Below are 16,572 nucleotides of genomic sequence, written 5' to 3' on the forward strand. Positions count from 1 at the left end.
GAGAGTGATGGCCCGTACTCGCTGGCAGAAATCCACCCCAGTGTTCATCGGGTTGGGCGTGCTGGCGTTCGTCGCTGCCGTGGTGGTTGCGGCAACGTTTTTCACCACGACCGGGCACGGCGCGGGCAACGCGCACGCCCCGATACCGGCTCCGCATGCACCCACGGTCAAGCCGGGCATGCTGCCGGTCAGCGACACCGCCGAGCTACCCACCGGACCCGGGGTGAGCGCCGCGCTGGCGCCGGTGGCTGCCGACCCCAACCTGGGCCGGCTGGGCGGCCGGATCACCGACGCCATCACCGGCAAAGAGCTGTGGCAGGTTGCCGACGACATGCCGTTGGTGCCGGCGTCCACCAACAAGGTGCTGACCGCCGCGGCCGCGCTGCTGACCCTGGACCGGCAGGCCCGGATCAGCACCCGGGTGGTGGCCGGCAGCCAGAACGCGCAGGGGCCCGTCGTGCTGGTGGGTGCGGGCGACCCGGTGCTGTCGGCGGCCCCGCCCGGGCAGCCGACCTGGTATCGAGGCGCGGCCCGGATCAGCGACCTGGTCGAGCAGATCCGCCGCAGCGGGGTGACGCCGACCGCGGTGCAGGTGGACACCTCGGCGTTCAGCGGGCCGACGATGGCGCAGGGCTGGGATCCCTCCGACGTGGACAACGGCGACATTGCGCCGATCGAGTCGGTGATGATCGACGCCGGACGCATCCAGCCCACCACGGTCAACTCCCGCCGCACCCGCACACCGGCGCTGGACGCGGGCCGGGAGCTGGCCAAGGCGCTGGGGTTGGACCCCAACGCGGTGACGGTCGCGACGGCGCCGTCCGGGGCGCGGCAGCTGGCCGTCGTGCAGTCGGCGCCGCTGGTGCAGCGGCTGTCGGAGATGATGGACCACTCCGACAACGTGCTGGCCGAGTGCATCGCCCGGGAGGTCGCGGCGGCCATCAACCGGCCGCGCAGCTTCGCGGGTGCGGCCGACGCGGTCACCAACCGGCTCAGCACCGCCCACGTCGACACCGCCGGCGCGACGCTGATGGATTCCAGCGGGCTGTCGGTCGACGACCGGCTGACCGCCAAGACGCTCGACGGCGTGCTGCAGGCCGCCGCCGGGCCGGACCAGCCGGCGCTGCGGGCGCTGCTGGATTTGCTGCCGATCGCCGCCGGCAGCGGCACCCTGGGCGACCGGTTCACCGACGCCTCGACCAACCAGGGCCCGGCCGGCTGGCTGCGCGCCAAGACCGGCTCGCTGACCGCCATCAACGCGCTGGCCGGCGTGCTCACCGACCGCAGCGGGCGGGTGCTGACGTTCGCGTTCATCTCCAACGATGCCGGCCCCAACGGCCGCAACGCGATGGACGCGCTGGCCACCCGGCTCTGGTTCTGCGGGTGCTCATGACGCCGGCGCCCGATCTGACGCTGGGTACCGCCGTCGACTGGCGATTCGCGGCCACCGTCGGCCGGCGGCTGGCCCGGCCCGGCCCGCCGTCCACCGACTACACCCGCCGCCAGGTGATCGACGAACTCGCCGGCGCCGCCACCAAGGCCGAGCCGTTGGTGCGCCAGGTCACCGGCCTGCTCACCGACGGCGCCGACGACGGCCGGGTGCCCGCCGCCCGCATCGTCGACCGCCCGGAGTGGATCGCCGCGGCGGCGGAGTCGATGCGGGTGATGATGAACGGCACCGAGCGGCCGCGCGGATTCCTCACCGGCCGGGTCACCGGCGCGCAGACCGGCGCGGTGCTGGCCTACGTGTCGTCGGGGATCCTCGGCCAGTACGACCCGTTCGCCACCGACCGGGGCGCCGGCGCGGGTTGCCTGCTGCTGGTCTACCCCAACGTCATCGCCGTCGAGCGGCAGCTGCGGATCGAGCCGTCGGATTTCCGGCTGTGGGTCTGCCTGCACGAGGTCACCCACCGCGTCCAGTTCACCGCCAACCCCTGGTTGCCCGGCTACATGTCGCAGGCGCTGGCCCTGCTGACCCGCGACACCGGCGACGACCTGGGGCAGGTGCTGAGCCGGCTCGCCGACTACGCGCGCAACCGCGGCAATCCGGCGTCACAGGCCGACGCGAACTCGACCGGGATCCTCGGGCTGGTGCGGGCCGTGCAGTCCGAGCCCCAGCGCCAGGCCCTGGACCAGCTGCTGGTGCTGGGCACCCTGCTGGAGGGCCACGCCGACCACGTGATGGACGCCGTCGGCCCGATGGCGGTGCCGTCGGTGGCCACCATCCGCCGCCGCTTCGACGAGCGCCGGCACCGCAAGCAGCCGCCGCTGCAGCGGTTGCTGCGCGCCCTGCTGGGGCTCGACGCCAAGCTCAGCCAGTACACCCGGGGCAAGGCGTTCGTCGACCAGGTGGTGGGCCGGGTCGGCATGGCGCGGTTCAACGCCATTTGGACGGGGCCCGAAACGCTGCCGCTGCCGGTCGAAATCGAAGAGCCCCAGCGATGGATCGACCGGGTGCTCTAGACCGGCTGCGCACCGCGGTCGAGGCGTTCAGCACGGCCCACCTCGGTGCGGTCGAACGCTGGTGCGTGGCGCTGTCCGGCGGCCCGGATTCGCTGGCGCTCACCGCCGTGGCGGCCCGGCTGCGGCCCACCACCGCGGTGATCGTCGACCACGGCCTACAACCGGACTCGGCCACCGTCGCGCAAACCGCCCGGGCCCAGGCCATTGCGTTGGGTTGCGTTGCGGCGCAAGTCATTTCGGTTCACGTCGACGGCGAGGGCGGCCCGGAGGCGGCGGCGCGGCGGGCCCGCTACGCGGCGCTGGCCGCGCACCGCGACGGGCCGGTGCTGTTGGGTCACACCCTCGACGATCAGGCCGAGACGGTGCTGTTGGGGCTCGGCCGCGGGTCGGGGGTGCGCTCGATCGCGGGCATGCGTCCCCACGATCCGCCGTGGTGCCGGCCGCTGCTCGGGCAGCGGCGCGCGGTGACGCACGCGGCATGCGCGGAGTTGGGCCTGACGGCGTGGCAGGACCCGCACAACAGCGACCGCCGGTTCACCCGCGCCCGACTGCGCGCCGAGGTGCTGCCGCTGCTGGAAGAGGTGCTCGGCGGCGGCGTGGCCGAGGCGCTGGCCCGCACCGCGACGGCGCTGCGCGAGGACAACGAGTTGCTCGACGCGCTGGCCGAGCGGGCGCTGCCCGCCGCCCAGGCCGGGGCGGGGCTGCAGGTGGCGGCGCTGGCCGGGCTGGACGCGCCCGTGCGGCGCCGGGTGATCCGGGCCTGGCTGCTGGCCGGCGGTGCAACGGGATTGACCGACAAGCAGATTCGCGGGGTGGACAACCTGGTCACCGCCTGGCGCGGTCAGGGCGGGGTGGCGGTCGGGTCGTCGCAGCCCGGCGAGCGGCTGTTCGCGGGGCGCCGCGACGGCATGTTGACGCTGTGGCGCGAGCCGGTCCGTTAACCGCAATGCCGGAGCCGCCGTTGGTTATTCGCCGGCCGGCGTGGCACGCTGTGGGCGTGGCCCAGATCTCCTCGGCGATCACCCCCGCCCAGCCCGCGGAGCTGTACCCCGGGGATATCAAGTCTGTCCTGCTGACGGCGGAGCAAATTCAGGCCCGCATCGCCGAACTCGGCCGCGAAATCGGGGACAACTACCGCGATGCCGCGGCCGAGACCGGACAGGACCTGCTGCTGATCACCGTGCTCAAGGGCGCTGTGATCTTTGTCACCGACCTGGCCCGGGCGATTCCGCTGCCCACCCAGTTCGAATTCATGGCCGTCAGCTCCTACGGGTCGTCGACGTCGTCGTCGGGCGTGGTGCGCATCCTCAAGGACCTGGACCGTGACATCCAGGGCCGCGACGTGCTGATCGTCGAGGACGTCGTGGACTCGGGGCTGACGCTGTCCTGGCTGCTGCGCAACCTGAGCACCCGTCATCCTCGGTCGCTGCGGGTGTGCACGCTGTTGCGCAAGCCCGACGCCAGGGGCGCCCACGTCGACATCGCCTACGTGGGGTTCGACATCCCCAACGACTTCGTGGTGGGATACGGCCTCGACTACGACGAGCGCTACCGCGACCTGTCCTACATCGGCACCCTGGACCCCAGGGTCTACCAGCAGTAGCTCCCGCTCAGTCCAGCTCCCAGGACGCGGTGACGGTGAACTTCACCGTCTGCTGGCCCGGTTCCAGCGGCACCGCCATCGGCATCGCGCGCGGCGACGGTGGCGGGCCGCCGGGTGGCGGGGCGTTGCCCGTCGCCTCCGAAATGGACAGCACCTTGCCCAGGTGCAGACCGGACAGCTGGGCGTACTGCTCGGCGCGGCTTTTGGCGTCGTTGAACGCGCGGGTGCGGGCGTCCTTGACCAGCTGCGAATCGTCGGCGATGGAGTAGCTGACCGACCGGATCCGGGTGGCGTCGCCGCCGGTGCCGACGATGAGGGCCAGCAGTCGTGACGCGGCGTCGGGCGGGTGGATCTTGACGGCGACGGCGTTGCTGGCGCGATAGCCGGTGATCGCGGCGCTGCCGCCGGCCTCGGGGTTGCTGTACTGGGGTGTCAGCGCGACCTCGGTGGTGCTGATGTCCTTGTGGTCGATGCCCGCGCCGACCAGCGCGTTGATGACGGCCTGCTGACGCTCGTTGGTCTGGTTCATCGCGGTGGTGACATCGGACGCGGTGAACTCGATGCCGACGTCGGCGGTCAGGGTGTCCGGAACGCCCTGGACCTGGCCGGAACCCACCACCGTCACCTGCCGGGGCGCGGCGCCGGACGGCGGCGGACCGTGCTTGTCGCACGCCGAGATCGCGACGACGGCCAGCCCGGCGGCGGCCGCCGCGATCGCTGAGCGGACACACTTCGGGGCGTTCGTTGCGACCGGCATGTCTGGCACCTTAGCCGCCGCGGCGTCGTCCGGTTTGCTTGGACGTCACCCCCGCGTGGTGCCGCCGCCGCCGGCAAACCGGGTTGGGGTGGCGTGCGCGACTCATATAAGGACATATATGACTCCAAACATATTGGAATACAGGGCTATTCATGACAAATCCAAAAGTCGCAGCAGCGTGGTCCAGCTAAGTGAACAGTTGCCGAATCGGCCATGAATTGGGTCTATAGGGGCTGTTCTCACTGGACGCGACTGACCTAACGTGTCCAGCCGGTAGCCGAAAAGTGTTCGGCTGAATGGGTTTTGAGGAGGGGACATGTCATTTCTGATGGTGCGCCCGGAAATATTGGATGCGGCGGCCCGGGAGCTGCACGGCATCAATGCCGCGGTGCTGCAGAGCAATTCGGCCGTGGCAGCGCCGACGACGGCGGTGGCTCCGGCCGCCGCCGATGTGGTGTCGCTGGTGACGGCGGCGCGGTTCTCCCGGCACGGGCTGGCCTTCCAGGAGGTCAGTGCGCAGGCCGCGCAGCTGCGCGACCAGTTCGCGACAACCCTTGGCATCAGCGCCGGTTCGTATGCCGCCGCCGAGATCGCCAACACCGCCGCGGTCGGCTGAGGAAGCACGATGCTGAACTTCGGGCAGCTGGATTTCGCGCAGCTTCCGCCGGAGATCAACTCCGGGCTGATGTATTCCGGACCCGGCGCGGGGCCGCTGCTGGCCGCTGCGGCGGCCTGGAACGGACTGGCCGCCGAATTACGTTCCGCCGCAGCGTCCTTCGGGTCGGCGATCACCGGCGTGGGCGACGCCGGGTGGCAGGGGCCGGCCGCGTCGTCGATGCTGGCCGCGGCGGCGCCGCAGCTGGCGTGGCTCAGCGGCACCGCCGGACGGGCGGAGCTCGCCGCCGGTCAGGCCCTCGCGGCGGTGAGCGCCTATGAGACGGCCTTCGCCGAGACGGTGCCCCCACCGGTGATCGCGGCCAACCGTGCGCTGCTGCTGCAGTTGCTGGCCACCAACTTCCTCGGCCAGAACACCCCGGCCATCGCGGACGTCGAGGCGCAATACGGCGAAATGTGGGCTCAGGACGCCGCGGCCATGTACGGGTATGCGCTCGCGTCGGCCGCGGCGTCGACGCTGCCACCGTTCGAGCCGGCGAAACCCGCAACCGACCCGGCGGGGCTGGCCCGTCAGGCCGCCGCGACGGCGCAGGCGGCCGGGACCGGCGCCGGTGACAGAGCCCAAGGACTCGGCGCGGCGCCGCAATCCATGTCCACGCTGGCCGCGGGGACCAACAATCCGCCGCCGGCCAATCCAGGGTTCTCGCTGGGCGGGATCAGCCTGAATCCCGAGGGCGACGGGCTCGTCATCGGGGGACCGCTGGGCGATCTGCTGGAGGGGCTGACCGGGTCGCAAACCCTGGACGCCAGCACGCCTTTCGACGCGTTCATTCGGTTGATCTCCCCGACGCGACTGTTCACCACCTCGTTCAAGGACATCCAGGGCATTGCCCAGGGCATGATGCCCGCCGCCAAGTCCGCCGGCGAGGGCGTGGCCAAAGCCGCCGAAGCGGTCCTGCCCGCGGCCGTCCCGGGCGCCGGCCTGGGCTCGTTGGGCTCGCTGGGCTCGATCGGCGGGTCGGTCGGCAAGGCGGCATCGATCGGCGGATTGTCGGTCCCGGCTTCGTGGGCGAGCGCGGCCCCCACGCCGCCCTCGGTCGCCGTGGCGCTCAACGGGGCCACGACAGCCGGCGCCGCCGAGCACGCCGCCAGCGCGGTGGGCGGGGTGCCGATGATGCCCGCCGGTGCCGCGGGCCGCGGCGCGGGTGCCCACTTCGTCGTTCCCCGTTACGGTTTCAAACCCACGGTCATCGCTCAACCGCCGGCCGGAGGATGATCCGGCGGATCAGAAGGGCGGGTCGTCGGGCAGCGGCTGATACGCCGGCTCGTCGGGCACCCAGTCCGGCGGCAGTTCCTCCGGTTCTCGGGGATCGTTGACCCAGGCGCAGAAGGGGCTGGTGCTTGGTCCGCCTTTGAACAGGAAAAGCATGTCGCGCATGTGATTTCGGAACTTTCGGTCCGCGATCTCGCGCTGCCGGGCCTGCTCCAGCCGGATCCGGGCCTCGTTGATCGGACGCTGCTCACGATTGTGCTTGCGCGCCCGCATGATCCGGCCGTTTCGCTGTTTCGATCTGCTTCGCCGGTTGGGTGTCGGGGCCGCGCATGCCGGACCGCGCGGCTGGGCGAACAGGTCGGCCCCCGCGGGCGACGTCCGGTACGTCCGTCCGCTCGGCGAGGTCCAGACCACGGTGCCGTCGGCCAGTTGCCTGTCGCGCCACCCGCCGAAGGTTTTGAGCCGATGATGTTGGCGGCACAGGCATTTGAGGTTCTCCAGCACCGTCCACCCGCCGGCCACCGGATTCTGATGGTTGAACGGCACGGAATGGTCGAGGTCACAGATCACCGCCGGACGGCTGCATCCGGGGAAGCGGCAGGTGAGATCCCGGCACCGAACGGCCCGCTCCAGCGCCGCCGACGGCTGGTAGCGCAGGGCCGCCGCCGGGCTGGTCGCGGGATTGGCGACGAGCAGGTGCGCGGCCGCCGCCAGTCGGCGCACCTGGTCGGCGTCGATGACGCCGTAGCCTTCCAGGTAGCCCGGCTCGGCGCCATCGGCGTAGACGGTTCGGTCGCTGGCCACCACGTTGATGACCACCCGCGCCCCGGTCCGGTCGTCTGCGTTCTGGTCGCCGGTTCGAGCCGGGCAGTCGGGTTGTCCACAGGCGCAGGGCAATCGGCGGCCCTCGGCCAGCGCGGCCAACGCGTCGGCGCGGCGCTGATCCAGCGTCCGGGGATCCGCCGGGCATACCTGCTTGGCGAGTTGGGACAACCGCCGGTCGAACGCCGTCGCCGCGGCGGCGGCGACCGAGCCGTGCACCTCGGCCATCCCGTTCTCCGCGGCGCTGATCCCGATGTGCCGGTCCTCTTCGGCGGCCAGCCGGCGCTCGCGCGCGGCGTCGGGATCGGCGGTGCGCACGGCGGCGTCGACGGCGTTGACGATCCGCTGCCGCGACCAGCCGTGCCAGTTGCCGATGCGGGCGGCGAGCGACCGGTCAAGCTTGGCGATCAGTTCCGTGTCGGTGACCAGACTCGTGCGAGTGATGATCAATCGTACTGTGCGCCAATCGGTTCGGCCCTCGGCGAGCAGCGCCGCCACCTCCGGCAGCCTGGTGTCGAGCGTCTCGGCGTAGTACACCAGGTAGCTGGCTGCCGCCGCGGAGAGGTTCATCGCCGCGGCCACCTCGGCGGCGGTCTGCTCGAAGCCGTCGATCTCCGCATACTCCGGCTCCGGGCGGTCGGCGGTGGCCACCCGGTGGCGAAGCAATGCCGCCACGGCCGCGAACCGGCGCGCCACCAGCATCGACTCCTCGCGATGGGTGGACTCGATCACCGCCACCAACGCAGCCGGATCCGGGCTCGATTCGAACATATGTTCGATCATAGCCCGTCGCTAAGACATCAGGGCGTGACGAGAACCTTGCAGTGCCGCTCGGGATCGGCGAGGTCGTCGAACGCCGCGCCGACCCCGTCCAGCCCGACCTCGCCGGTGATCAGCGGCGCCACGTCGATGTCACCCTCGGCGAGCGCGCGCAGCGAATCGCCGAACTCCTCGGGGGTGTAGGCGAGCACGAACTGCACGTTGATCTCCTTGGCGATCGCGAAGAAGGGGTGGACGGTGTCGGGCTGCATGCACACGCCGGCGACCACCAGCCGGGTGCCGGGCCTGGCGCGCAGCAGCACGTCGTCGATGATGCCGGGTACGCCGACCGCCTCGAACACCACCGCGGGCTTGACGCTGTCGAACGGCGAGCCCTGCGCGGGATCCAGCGTCCGGTGGGCCCCCATCGCGGTGGCCAGCTGGCGGCGCTTGGGCGAAAAGTCGGACGCCACAATCGATTCCACACCGCGCGTGGCGAGGGCGGCGATGATGGCGATCCCGATCGGGCCGCACCCGAGCACCAGGGCGGTCTCGGCCGGGGTGATGTTCGATTTGTTGACCGCGTGCAGTCCGACCGCCATGGGTTCGGTCAGCGCCGCGTGCTTGACGTCCAGGCCGTTGGGGATGGGCAGCAGCAGCGGCGCCGAGAGCAGCATCCGCTCGGCATAGCCGCCGATCGTGGTGTTGCTGTAGACGATCGGCTCGACGCCCTTGGCGGACAACAACACCGGCAGCGAGGTGACCAAAGTGCCCGGGGGATGGGTTTCGGTGTCGGGGCCCGCTTCGAGTATCTCGGCGCTGAATTCGTGTCCCATGAAGATGTCGTGGTCCAGGTCGACGCGCATGCCGGCCGCGCCGCCGGCCACCCGATCGCTCATCTGAAGCACCTGGGCGCCGTGGGCGGCGAAATGCAGGTCCGAGCCGCAAATCCCGCACGCCCGCACCCCGACGAGCACCTGGCCGGTTTCGGGTATCGGTTCGGGCACGTCGTCGCGGTAGACCATGCGACCGTCGCGCAACACCGCCGCGCGCATCAGTGCACCGCGTCCTTGTGCTCGTCGACATGTTCGCTGATCGCCTTGACCACGGCCTCACCCGCCCGGCCGAGCAACTGGTCGCGCATGCCCTTCGCCCAGTCGTGCGATGCGCGCGAGGCGTCGAGCTGCCGCTTGAAGTGCGGAATCACCTTGCGCGCCATCAGGTCATAGCAGTGGTATGTCGCTTCCGGTGAGGCCCAGTCATGGCCCAGCATCAACAGGGTGCCGAAACCGCCGGACCGGTCCAGCAGGTCCTCGATGTGGGCGATGGCGTCCTCGGGCGTGCCGATGCAGCAGTTGCCCTTGGCCGCGTACTCGGCGACGAACTCGTGCGGCGTCTGGGTGCCCTCCACGCTGTTGGCCAGCGGGACGAAGCCGGCCGCGCCGAAGTAGTTCGCGAAATCCTGTAGCCCGTAAGTGCAATCGTCGATCGCCTGCTCGCGACTGTCCGCGATGTGCATGATGCTCAAGACGCGCCAGTCGCCGCGGTCCGGTTCGTCCCGGCCGGCCTTGGCGGCCTGCTCGCGCACCACGTCCCAGGTGGTCTCCAGCGCCGCGTAACCGCCGGGCACCGACATCGACAGCGACAGCAGCGAGGTGCCCAGCGCGCCGGCCAACCGCGGACCCGAGGGGGAAATCATTGCGGCCGTGGATATCTCGGGGTACGGCCAGGTGTAGGGCCGGATGTGCAACTGGGCGTCACGCAGCGTGAACCAGTCGGAGTGACGGTCGATTCGCTCGGTGGGGGCGGCGCGGAACAGCGCCAGGATCGCCTCCAGCGACTCCTGCATCATGTGCCGCTGATCGACGGGGTCGATGCCCATCATGTAGGCGTCCGACGGCAGCGCGCCGGGCCCGGTGCCGAACATCACCCGGCCGCGGGTCAGGTGATCGAGCAGCACCCAGCGATCGGCCACCATGAGCGGATGGTGATAGGGCAGCGACACCACGCCGGTGCCCAACCGAATGTGTTTGGTCCGCTCGGCCGCGGTGGCGATGAACACCTCCGGGCAGGCGATCAGTTCGTAGCCGCCGGAGTGGTGTTCGCCGAACCACGCCTCGTCGAATCCGAGCCGATCCAGTGCTACCACCCGTTCCAGGTCGTATTCCAGTGCGACCGTTGGGGATTGGCCGACGGGGTGAAACGGGGTGATGAAGACACCGAACCGCAGGGGCGCGCTCATCGCAGCTCCAATCCGTTGAGGAAGTCCAGTAAGGCCGCGTTCACTTCGGCGGGGCGCTCCTGCTGCAGCCAGTGCCCGGCGCCGTCGATCATCACGTGCCGGTACGGGCCGGAGATCACCTCCGCCGCGCGGTCGGCCCGGGTGAAGGACAGGACGGGATCGGCCGTCCCGCCGATGAACAGGCACGGCACCGCGATCTTGGCGCCGTCGAGTTCGGGGGTGGTCTCCCAGTTGCGGTCGAAATTGCGATACCAGTTCAGGCCGCCGGTGAAGCCGGTGCGCGAGAATTCGGCGATGTAGTGGTCCAGCTCGTCCTGGCTGATCCACTCCGGCAGCCCGTCGGGCTCGGGAAGGCGTTCGAGGAAACCCTCCGGACCCGGCGCCACCATCCGCAGCCCCGCCGCCTTGTCGCCGTCGGTCCGCAGGCTGCCCATCATCCGTCGCATCACCTGCGCGGGATCGGCGTTCAACTCGGCGTCGGCCACCCCGGGCTCCTGGAAGTACAGGATGTAGAAGAAGTTCTCGCCGAACATCTTTCGCCACGCCTGCGTCGGCGCCAGCCGCGGCCGGGGCGTCACCGGCACACTCATGGCGGCGACGGCCGCGACCCGGTCCGGGTGCAGCAGCGGCGCATTCCACACCACCGCCGCACCCCAGTCGTGCCCCACCCACACAGCGCGCTGGGCGCCGACGTCGTCGAGCAGGCCGACGAGGTCGGCGGTCAACTGGTGAATGTCGTAGGCCTCGACGGCATCCGGGCGATCCGAGCCGCCGTAGCCGCGCTGATCGGGCGCCAGCACGTGGTAGCCGGCGTCGGCGAGGACGTCGATCTGGTGTCGCCAGGAGTACGCCAGTTCGGGGAATCCGTGGGCCAGGATCACCACGGGTGCGCCGCGGTCGCCCGCTTCGGTCACCCGCAGCCGCACACCATTGGTATCTACTAACCGTTGGGTAGGGGGCACCGTCTCACCAAAGCACAACGGTCGCGGACAGAGAAGGGCCCAATTGACGCGAATGGCGGTAGGTTGCGCATCAAATGGCCGCAACACCGCAATACTCGGGTTTATGCGCCTGGACCATGTCGTGCTGTGGACCAGAAATCCGCGGGTGTCGATGGACTTCTACACGCGCGTCGTCGGGCTGGAACCGGTTCGGTTCGCCGAATTCGAGGCCGGCGAGGCGCCGTTCCCCAGCGTGCGCATCTGCGCGGACTCGATCATCGACTTGATGCCGCTCGAGATGGTTTCGGGCGCCGCGTCGTCCGGGGTCGCCGAGGGCAGTGCCGGTAACCCCGTCAACCACGTCTGTATTGCCTTGTCCAAGGCCGAATACGACGCGCTGGAGGCGCGCCTGCAGGCCGAGGGCGTGGACACCGGCGTGCGGCTGAGCCGGAGTTTCGGCGCGCGGGGCTGGTCGCCGCACACGTACTACTTCGCCGACCCGGACGGCAACGTCGTCGAGGCCCGCTACTACGAGTGACGGGCCCGGCCGCAGCGCCGAGCGTCACGCAGGAGTGACACCGGCCGCCGACGGCAGCGCCAGCGTGACGCTCGGGAACCGCCGGTCGTTGCTATTGACGAGGACGCTGCGCCCCGGCTCTGCCGGAGCTGGCGATCGCCGCTGAGCACGACGGCGGCGACCCGCTGCGCCCCGGCTCTGCCGGAGCTGGCGATCGCCGCTAGCGGTAGCCTGGACTTTTCCAGCTGCGTGTATATCGGGGAAGGACCTGCCCAGTAAGGGCCGATGATTGATGAACCGGAAAAACGTTATTCGCACCATCACGGCGATTGCTGTCGTGGTGCTGCTCGGCTGGTCGTTCTTCTACTTCAGCGACGACACCCGCGGCTATAAGCCCGTCGACACCTCGGTGGCGATGGCCCAGATCAATGGCGACAACGTCAAGAGCGCGCAAATCGACGACCGCGAACAGCAACTGCGCCTGACCCTGAAGAAGGGCAACGGCGACACCGACAACTCCGACAAGGTCATCACCAAATATCCCAGCGGCTACGCGGTCGACCTGTTCAACGCGCTGAGCGCCAAGAACGCGAAGGTCAGCACGGTCGTCAACCAGGGCAGCATCCTGGGCGAGCTGCTGGTGTACGTGCTGCCCCTGCTGCTGCTGGTCGGGTTGTTCGTGATGTTCTCGCGCATGCAGGGCGGCGCCCGGATGGGCTTCGGGTTCGGCAAGTCGCGGGCCAAACAGCTGTCCAAGGACATGCCCAAGACCACCTTCGCCGACGTCGCCGGGGTCGACGAGGCGGTCGAGGAGCTCTACGAGATCAAGGACTTCCTGCAGAACCCGGGCCGCTATCAGGCGCTGGGCGCCAAGATCCCCAAGGGCGTGCTGCTCTACGGGCCACCCGGCACCGGTAAGACGCTGCTGGCCCGGGCGGTGGCCGGCGAGGCCGGGGTTCCGTTCTTCACCATCTCCGGATCCGACTTCGTCGAGATGTTCGTCGGGGTGGGCGCGTCCCGGGTTCGTGACCTGTTCGACCAGGCCAAACAGAACAACCCGTGCATCATCTTCGTCGACGAGATCGACGCGGTGGGACGCCAGCGCGGCGCCGGCCTGGGCGGCGGTCACGACGAGCGCGAGCAGACGCTGAACCAGTTGCTGGTCGAGATGGACGGGTTCGACCCGCGGGCCGGCGTGATCCTGATCGCCGCCACCAACCGGCCCGACATCCTGGACCCGGCGCTGTTGCGGCCCGGCCGCTTCGACCGCCAGATCCCGGTGTCCAACCCGGACCTGGCCGGCCGTCGCGCGGTGCTGGCGGTGCATTCCAAGGGCAAGCCGATCGCCCCCGACGCCGACCTCGACGGCCTGGCCAAGCGCACCGTCGGCATGACCGGCGCCGACCTGGCCAACGTGATCAACGAGGCGGCGCTGCTGACCGCCCGGGAGAACGGCACCGTCATCACCAGCGCCGCTTTGGAGGAAGCGGTCGACCGGGTGATCGGCGGGCCGCGCCGCAAGGGCCGCATCATCAGCGAGCAGGAAAAGAAGATCACCGCCTACCACGAGGGCGGCCACACGCTGGCGGCCTGGGCGATGCCCGACATCGAACCCATCTACAAGGTGACGATCCTGGCGCGCGGCCGCACCGGCGGGCACGCGGTCGCGGTGCCCGAGGAGGACAAGGGCCTGCGGACCCGCTCGGAGATGATCGCGCAACTGGTGTTCGCGATGGGTGGCCGCGCCGCCGAGGAGCTGGTCTTCCGCGAGCCGACCACCGGCGCGGTGTCCGACATCGAGCAGGCCACCAAGATCGCCCGCGCGATGGTCACCGAGTTCGGCATGAGCTCCAAACTCGGTGCGGTCAAATACGGTTCGGAACACGGCGACCCGTTCCTCGGCCGCACCATGGGCACCCAGGCCGACTACTCGCACGAGGTCGCCCGTGACATCGACGACGAGATCCGCAAGCTGATCGAGGCCGCCCACACTGAGGCCTGGGAGATCCTCACCGAATACCGCGACATCCTCGACACGCTGGCGGGCCAGCTGCTGGAGAAGGAGACGCTGCACCGCGCCGAGCTGGAGAGCATCTTCGCGGGCGTCGAAAAGCGGCCCCGGCTCACGATGTTCGACGATTTCGGTGGCCGTATCCCGTCGGACAAGCCGCCGATCAAGACACCCGGCGAACTGGCCATCGAGCGCGGCGAGCCGTGGCCCCCGCCCGCCCCCGAGCCGGCCTTCAAGGCGGCCATCGCCCGGGCCAGCGAGGCCGCCGCGGCCGCCCGGCTGGAGGCCGACCGAAACGCCAACGGCGGCAACGGTTCTCACGCCAACCAGGGCGGTAATCGGCAGGGACCCACCCAACCCGACTACGGTGCGCCGGCCGGCTGGCGGGCGCCGGGCTGGCCGCCGCAGCAATCGCAGCAGCCCAACTACTGGCACCCGCCCGCCCAGCCGCCCTACTGGCAGCAACCGGCGCACGGCTACCCGGGCCAGCAGCCCTACCCGGGCCAGCAGCCCTATCCCGGCCAGCCGGGCGGACCGGCTCAGTCCGGCCCACCCCAGGCCCGTCCGCCGTACCCGCCGTACCCGCCGTATCCGCCGCCCGGTCAGCCCGCCCCCGAGGGTGGGTCGCCGGACCGGCAGGATGACGACGTGAGCCGGTCCAACCCGCCGGCCCACGGCTGAGCAAACGGAGGATGTGATGGCCGGGAACGGTTCAGCGCCGGACACCGCGACGCACCAGGTCCGGCAGTTCGACCAGGCGCGCGCCGAGGCCGCCGTCCGCGAGTTGCTGTTCGCCATCGGCGAGGACCCCGACCGGCACGGCCTGGCCGAAACCCCGGCCCGCGTCGCCCGCGCCTACCGGGAGATGTTCGCCGGCCTGTACACCGACCCGGACAGCGTGCTGAACACCATGTTCGACGAGGAACACGACGAACTGGTGCTGGTCAAGGAGATCCCGCTGTACTCCACCTGCGAGCACCACCTGGTGTCGTTTCACGGGGTGGCCCATGTCGGTTACATCCCCGGCAACGACGGCCGGGTCACCGGCCTGTCCAAGATCGCCCGCCTGGTCGACCTGTACGCCAAGCGGCCCCAGGTGCAGGAGCGGCTGACCAGTCAGATCGCCGACGCCCTGGTGAAAAAGCTCAATCCGCGCGGGGTGATCGTGGTGGTCGAGGCCGAGCACCTGTGCATGGCGATGCGCGGTGTCCGCAAACCCGGTGCCGTCACCACGACGTCGGCGGTGCGCGGGCTGTTCAAGACCAACGCGGCTTCTCGGGCGGAGGCGCTCGACCTGATCCTGCGTAAGTGAGTCCGGCGCCTTGCAGGTAATGGGAGTCTTGAACGTCACTGACGATTCGTTCTCCGACGGTGGCCGCTACCTCGACCCCGACAAGGCCGTCGCACACGGACTGGCGCTGGTCGCCGAGGGCGCCGGCATCGTCGACGTGGGCGGCGAATCCACCCGCCCCGGCGCCACCCGGATCGACCCGCGCGTGGAGACCTCCCGCGTCGTCCCGGTCGTCAAAGCGCTTGCGGCAGAAGGTGTCACGGTGAGCATCGACACCATGCACGCCGACGTCGCGCGGGCGGCGCTGGGCAGCGGCGCGCGGATCGTCAACGACGTGTCCGGCGGGCGCGCCGATCCGGCGATGGCGCCGCTGCTGGCCGAGGCGAAAGTGCCCTGGGTGCTGATGCATTGGCGATCGGTGTCGGCCGAGCGCCCGCACGCGGCGCCGCAGTACCGCGACGTGGTCACCGAGGTGCGCGCGGAACTGCTGGCCAGCGTCGACGCCGCGGTGGCAGCCGGCGTCGATTCCGCCCGGCTGATGATCGATCCGGGGTTGGGATTCGCCAAGACCGGACAACACAATTGGGCCCTGCTGCACGCGTTGCCGCAGTTGGTCGCCACCGGGATCCCGGTACTGCTGGGCGCCTCCCGCAAACGGTTCCTCGGCACGCTGCTGGCCGGGCCCGACGGCACGCCACGGCCGCCCGACGGGCGGGAGACGGCGACCGCGGTGATTTCCGCGCTGGCCGCGCTGCACGGGGCGTGGGGGGTGCGGGTGCACGACGTGCGGGCCACGGTCGATGCGCTCAAGGTGCTCGGCGCTTGGATGGGAGACGATGGCTGATCGAATCGAGTTGCGCGGCTTGAGGGTTCGCGGACAACACGGAGTGTTCGACCACGAGCGCGTCGACGGGCAGGACTTCGTCATCGACGTCACGGTCTGGATCGACCTGGTGGGCGCCGCGGCCAGCGACGAGCTGGCCGACACCTACGACTACGCCGCGCTGGCGCAGTTGGCCGCCGACGTGGTGACCGGCCCGGCGCGCAACCTGATCGAAACCGTCGGGGCGCAGATCGCCGACCAGGTGATGGACGACAAACGTGTGCACGCCGTCGAGGTGGTGGTGCACAAGCCGCAGGCCCCGATCCCGCAGCAGTTCGCCGACGTCGCGGTGGTGGTGCGGCGGTCGCGGCGCGGCGGCCGCGGTTCGGTGGTCCCGGCGGGCGGGGCGCTATGACACGCGACGACGACGATGACGCCGGCGCAGCCGGGGTTGA

The 16,572-nt window shown here is 70.4% G+C and carries 15 protein-coding genes and 1 pseudogene; 11 read left to right on the forward strand and 5 right to left on the reverse strand.

What is annotated here, in order from left to right; translation table 11 throughout:
- Positions 1 to 7 precede the first annotated feature (7 nt).
- Genes dacB through hpt form a run of 4 tightly spaced genes read left to right on the forward strand, consistent with a single transcriptional unit; the run spans position 8 to position 4,066 of the window.
- A complete protein-coding gene (gene dacB / locus NF20_RS00875; protein ID WP_010948859.1) occupies positions 8 to 1,393 on the forward strand; it encodes a D-alanyl-D-alanine carboxypeptidase/D-alanyl-D-alanine-endopeptidase in 1,386 nt (461 codons plus the stop codon).
- On the forward strand, positions 1,390 to 2,463 hold the full coding sequence (locus NF20_RS00880) for a zinc-dependent metalloprotease (protein ID WP_003873260.1): 1,074 nt from the start codon (positions 1,390 to 1,392) through the stop codon (positions 2,461 to 2,463). Before dacB ends, NF20_RS00880 begins: the two co-directional genes overlap by 4 nt.
- Positions 2,442 to 3,404, forward strand: coding sequence for a tRNA lysidine(34) synthetase TilS (gene tilS / locus NF20_RS00885; RefSeq protein ID WP_033713043.1), 963 nt, complete (start codon positions 2,442 to 2,444; stop codon positions 3,402 to 3,404). The genes NF20_RS00880 and tilS overlap by 22 nt, the downstream gene beginning before the upstream one ends.
- A 5-nt stretch (positions 3,405 to 3,409) precedes the next feature.
- Complete coding sequence (gene hpt, locus NF20_RS00890) at positions 3,410 to 4,066, forward strand: hypoxanthine phosphoribosyltransferase (protein ID WP_095786038.1); 657 nt, start codon at positions 3,410 to 3,412, stop codon at positions 4,064 to 4,066.
- A gap of 7 nt (positions 4,067 to 4,073) precedes the next feature.
- On the opposite strand, the gene NF20_RS00895 is transcribed toward hpt, so the two are convergent.
- Positions 4,074 to 4,823, reverse strand: a complete 750-nt coding sequence (locus NF20_RS00895; RefSeq protein WP_023871452.1) for an SIMPL domain-containing protein — start codon at positions 4,821 to 4,823, stop codon at positions 4,074 to 4,076.
- Positions 4,824 to 5,139: 316 nt separating this feature from the next.
- Between NF20_RS00895 and NF20_RS00900 the strand changes: the two genes are divergently transcribed.
- Positions 5,140 to 5,439, forward strand: a complete 300-nt coding sequence (locus tag NF20_RS00900; protein ID WP_023864209.1) for a PE family protein — start codon at positions 5,140 to 5,142, stop codon at positions 5,437 to 5,439.
- A gap of 9 nt (positions 5,440 to 5,448) precedes the next feature.
- Positions 5,449 to 6,714, forward strand: a complete 1,266-nt coding sequence (locus tag NF20_RS00905; protein ID WP_009974356.1) for a PPE family protein — start codon at positions 5,449 to 5,451, stop codon at positions 6,712 to 6,714.
- Positions 6,715 to 6,723: 9 nt separating this feature from the next.
- Here NF20_RS00905 and NF20_RS00910 read toward each other — a convergent pair whose 3' ends face one another.
- From NF20_RS00910 to NF20_RS00925, 4 genes are read right to left on the reverse strand one after another with little or no spacing between them, the layout of a single operon-like run.
- Positions 6,724 to 8,304: an HNH endonuclease signature motif containing protein gene (locus NF20_RS00910; RefSeq protein WP_033713045.1), complete on the reverse strand. Its 1,581-nt coding sequence runs from the start codon at positions 8,302 to 8,304 to the stop codon at positions 6,724 to 6,726.
- 29 nt (positions 8,305 to 8,333) lie between these two features.
- Entirely contained in the window at positions 8,334 to 9,347 is a 1,014-nt protein-coding gene (locus NF20_RS00915; RefSeq protein WP_011723628.1) for a zinc-binding dehydrogenase, read from the reverse strand.
- A complete protein-coding gene (locus NF20_RS00920) occupies positions 9,347 to 10,534 on the reverse strand; it encodes an LLM class flavin-dependent oxidoreductase (protein ID WP_003877096.1) in 1,188 nt (395 codons plus the stop codon). Before NF20_RS00920 ends, NF20_RS00915 begins: the two co-directional genes overlap by 1 nt.
- Entirely contained in the window at positions 10,531 to 11,496 is a 966-nt protein-coding gene (locus NF20_RS00925; RefSeq protein ID WP_176213662.1) for an alpha/beta fold hydrolase, read from the reverse strand. The genes NF20_RS00920 and NF20_RS00925 overlap by 4 nt, the downstream gene beginning before the upstream one ends.
- A 103-nt stretch (positions 11,497 to 11,599) precedes the next feature.
- Between NF20_RS00925 and NF20_RS00930 the strand changes: the two genes are divergently transcribed.
- From NF20_RS00930 to folB, 5 genes and pseudogenes are all read left to right on the forward strand, one after another.
- Positions 11,600 to 12,013, forward strand: a complete 414-nt coding sequence (locus NF20_RS00930) for a VOC family protein (protein WP_003875603.1) — start codon at positions 11,600 to 11,602, stop codon at positions 12,011 to 12,013.
- A 271-nt stretch (positions 12,014 to 12,284) separates the two neighbouring features.
- Entirely contained in the window at positions 12,285 to 14,684 is a 2,400-nt protein-coding gene (gene ftsH, locus NF20_RS00935) for an ATP-dependent zinc metalloprotease FtsH (protein ID WP_003877098.1), read from the forward strand.
- A 16-nt stretch (positions 14,685 to 14,700) separates the two neighbouring features.
- Positions 14,701 to 15,315, forward strand: a complete 615-nt coding sequence (folE, locus tag NF20_RS00940; RefSeq protein WP_003877099.1) for a GTP cyclohydrolase I FolE — start codon at positions 14,701 to 14,703, stop codon at positions 15,313 to 15,315.
- Positions 15,312 to 16,138, forward strand: a pseudogene (gene folP / locus NF20_RS00945) (dihydropteroate synthase). The gene folE and the pseudogene folP overlap by 4 nt, the downstream one beginning before the upstream one ends.
- On the forward strand, positions 16,131 to 16,532 hold the full coding sequence (gene folB, locus NF20_RS00950; protein WP_033713048.1) for a dihydroneopterin aldolase: 402 nt from the start codon (positions 16,131 to 16,133) through the stop codon (positions 16,530 to 16,532). Before folP ends, folB begins: the two are co-directional and overlap by 8 nt.
- The last annotated feature ends 40 nt before the right edge of the window (positions 16,533 to 16,572 follow it).

Origin of the sequence: Mycobacterium sp. MAC_080597_8934 (assembly GCF_000523975.1) — a bacterium.
Lineage (GTDB): Bacteria > Actinomycetota > Actinomycetes > Mycobacteriales > Mycobacteriaceae > Mycobacterium > Mycobacterium avium.

Bases quoted from the DNA above. Each gene is read 5' to 3' on its own strand.
- dacB (WP_010948859.1), top strand. From the start codon at position 8: ATGGCCCGTACTCGCTGGCAGAAATCCACCCCAGTGTTCATCGGGTTG.
- NF20_RS00880 (WP_003873260.1), top strand. From the start codon at position 1,390: ATGACGCCGGCGCCCGATCTGACGCTGGGTACCGCCGTCGACTGGCGA.
- tilS (WP_033713043.1), top strand. From the start codon at position 2,442: ATGGATCGACCGGGTGCTCTAGACCGGCTGCGCACCGCGGTCGAGGCG.
- hpt (WP_095786038.1), top strand. From the start codon at position 3,410: ATGCCGGAGCCGCCGTTGGTTATTCGCCGGCCGGCGTGGCACGCTGTG.
- NF20_RS00895 (WP_023871452.1), bottom strand. From the start codon at position 4,823: ATGCCGGTCGCAACGAACGCCCCGAAGTGTGTCCGCTCAGCGATCGCG.
- NF20_RS00900 (WP_023864209.1), top strand. From the start codon at position 5,140: ATGTCATTTCTGATGGTGCGCCCGGAAATATTGGATGCGGCGGCCCGG.
- NF20_RS00905 (WP_009974356.1), top strand. From the start codon at position 5,449: ATGCTGAACTTCGGGCAGCTGGATTTCGCGCAGCTTCCGCCGGAGATC.
- NF20_RS00910 (WP_033713045.1), bottom strand. From the start codon at position 8,304: ATGTTCGAATCGAGCCCGGATCCGGCTGCGTTGGTGGCGGTGATCGAG.
- NF20_RS00915 (WP_011723628.1), bottom strand. From the start codon at position 9,347: ATGCGCGCGGCGGTGTTGCGCGACGGTCGCATGGTCTACCGCGACGAC.
- NF20_RS00920 (WP_003877096.1), bottom strand. From the start codon at position 10,534: ATGAGCGCGCCCCTGCGGTTCGGTGTCTTCATCACCCCGTTTCACCCC.
- NF20_RS00930 (WP_003875603.1), top strand. From the start codon at position 11,600: ATGCGCCTGGACCATGTCGTGCTGTGGACCAGAAATCCGCGGGTGTCG.
- ftsH (WP_003877098.1), top strand. From the start codon at position 12,285: ATGAACCGGAAAAACGTTATTCGCACCATCACGGCGATTGCTGTCGTG.
- folE (WP_003877099.1), top strand. From the start codon at position 14,701: ATGGCCGGGAACGGTTCAGCGCCGGACACCGCGACGCACCAGGTCCGG.
- folB (WP_033713048.1), top strand. From the start codon at position 16,131: ATGGCTGATCGAATCGAGTTGCGCGGCTTGAGGGTTCGCGGACAACAC.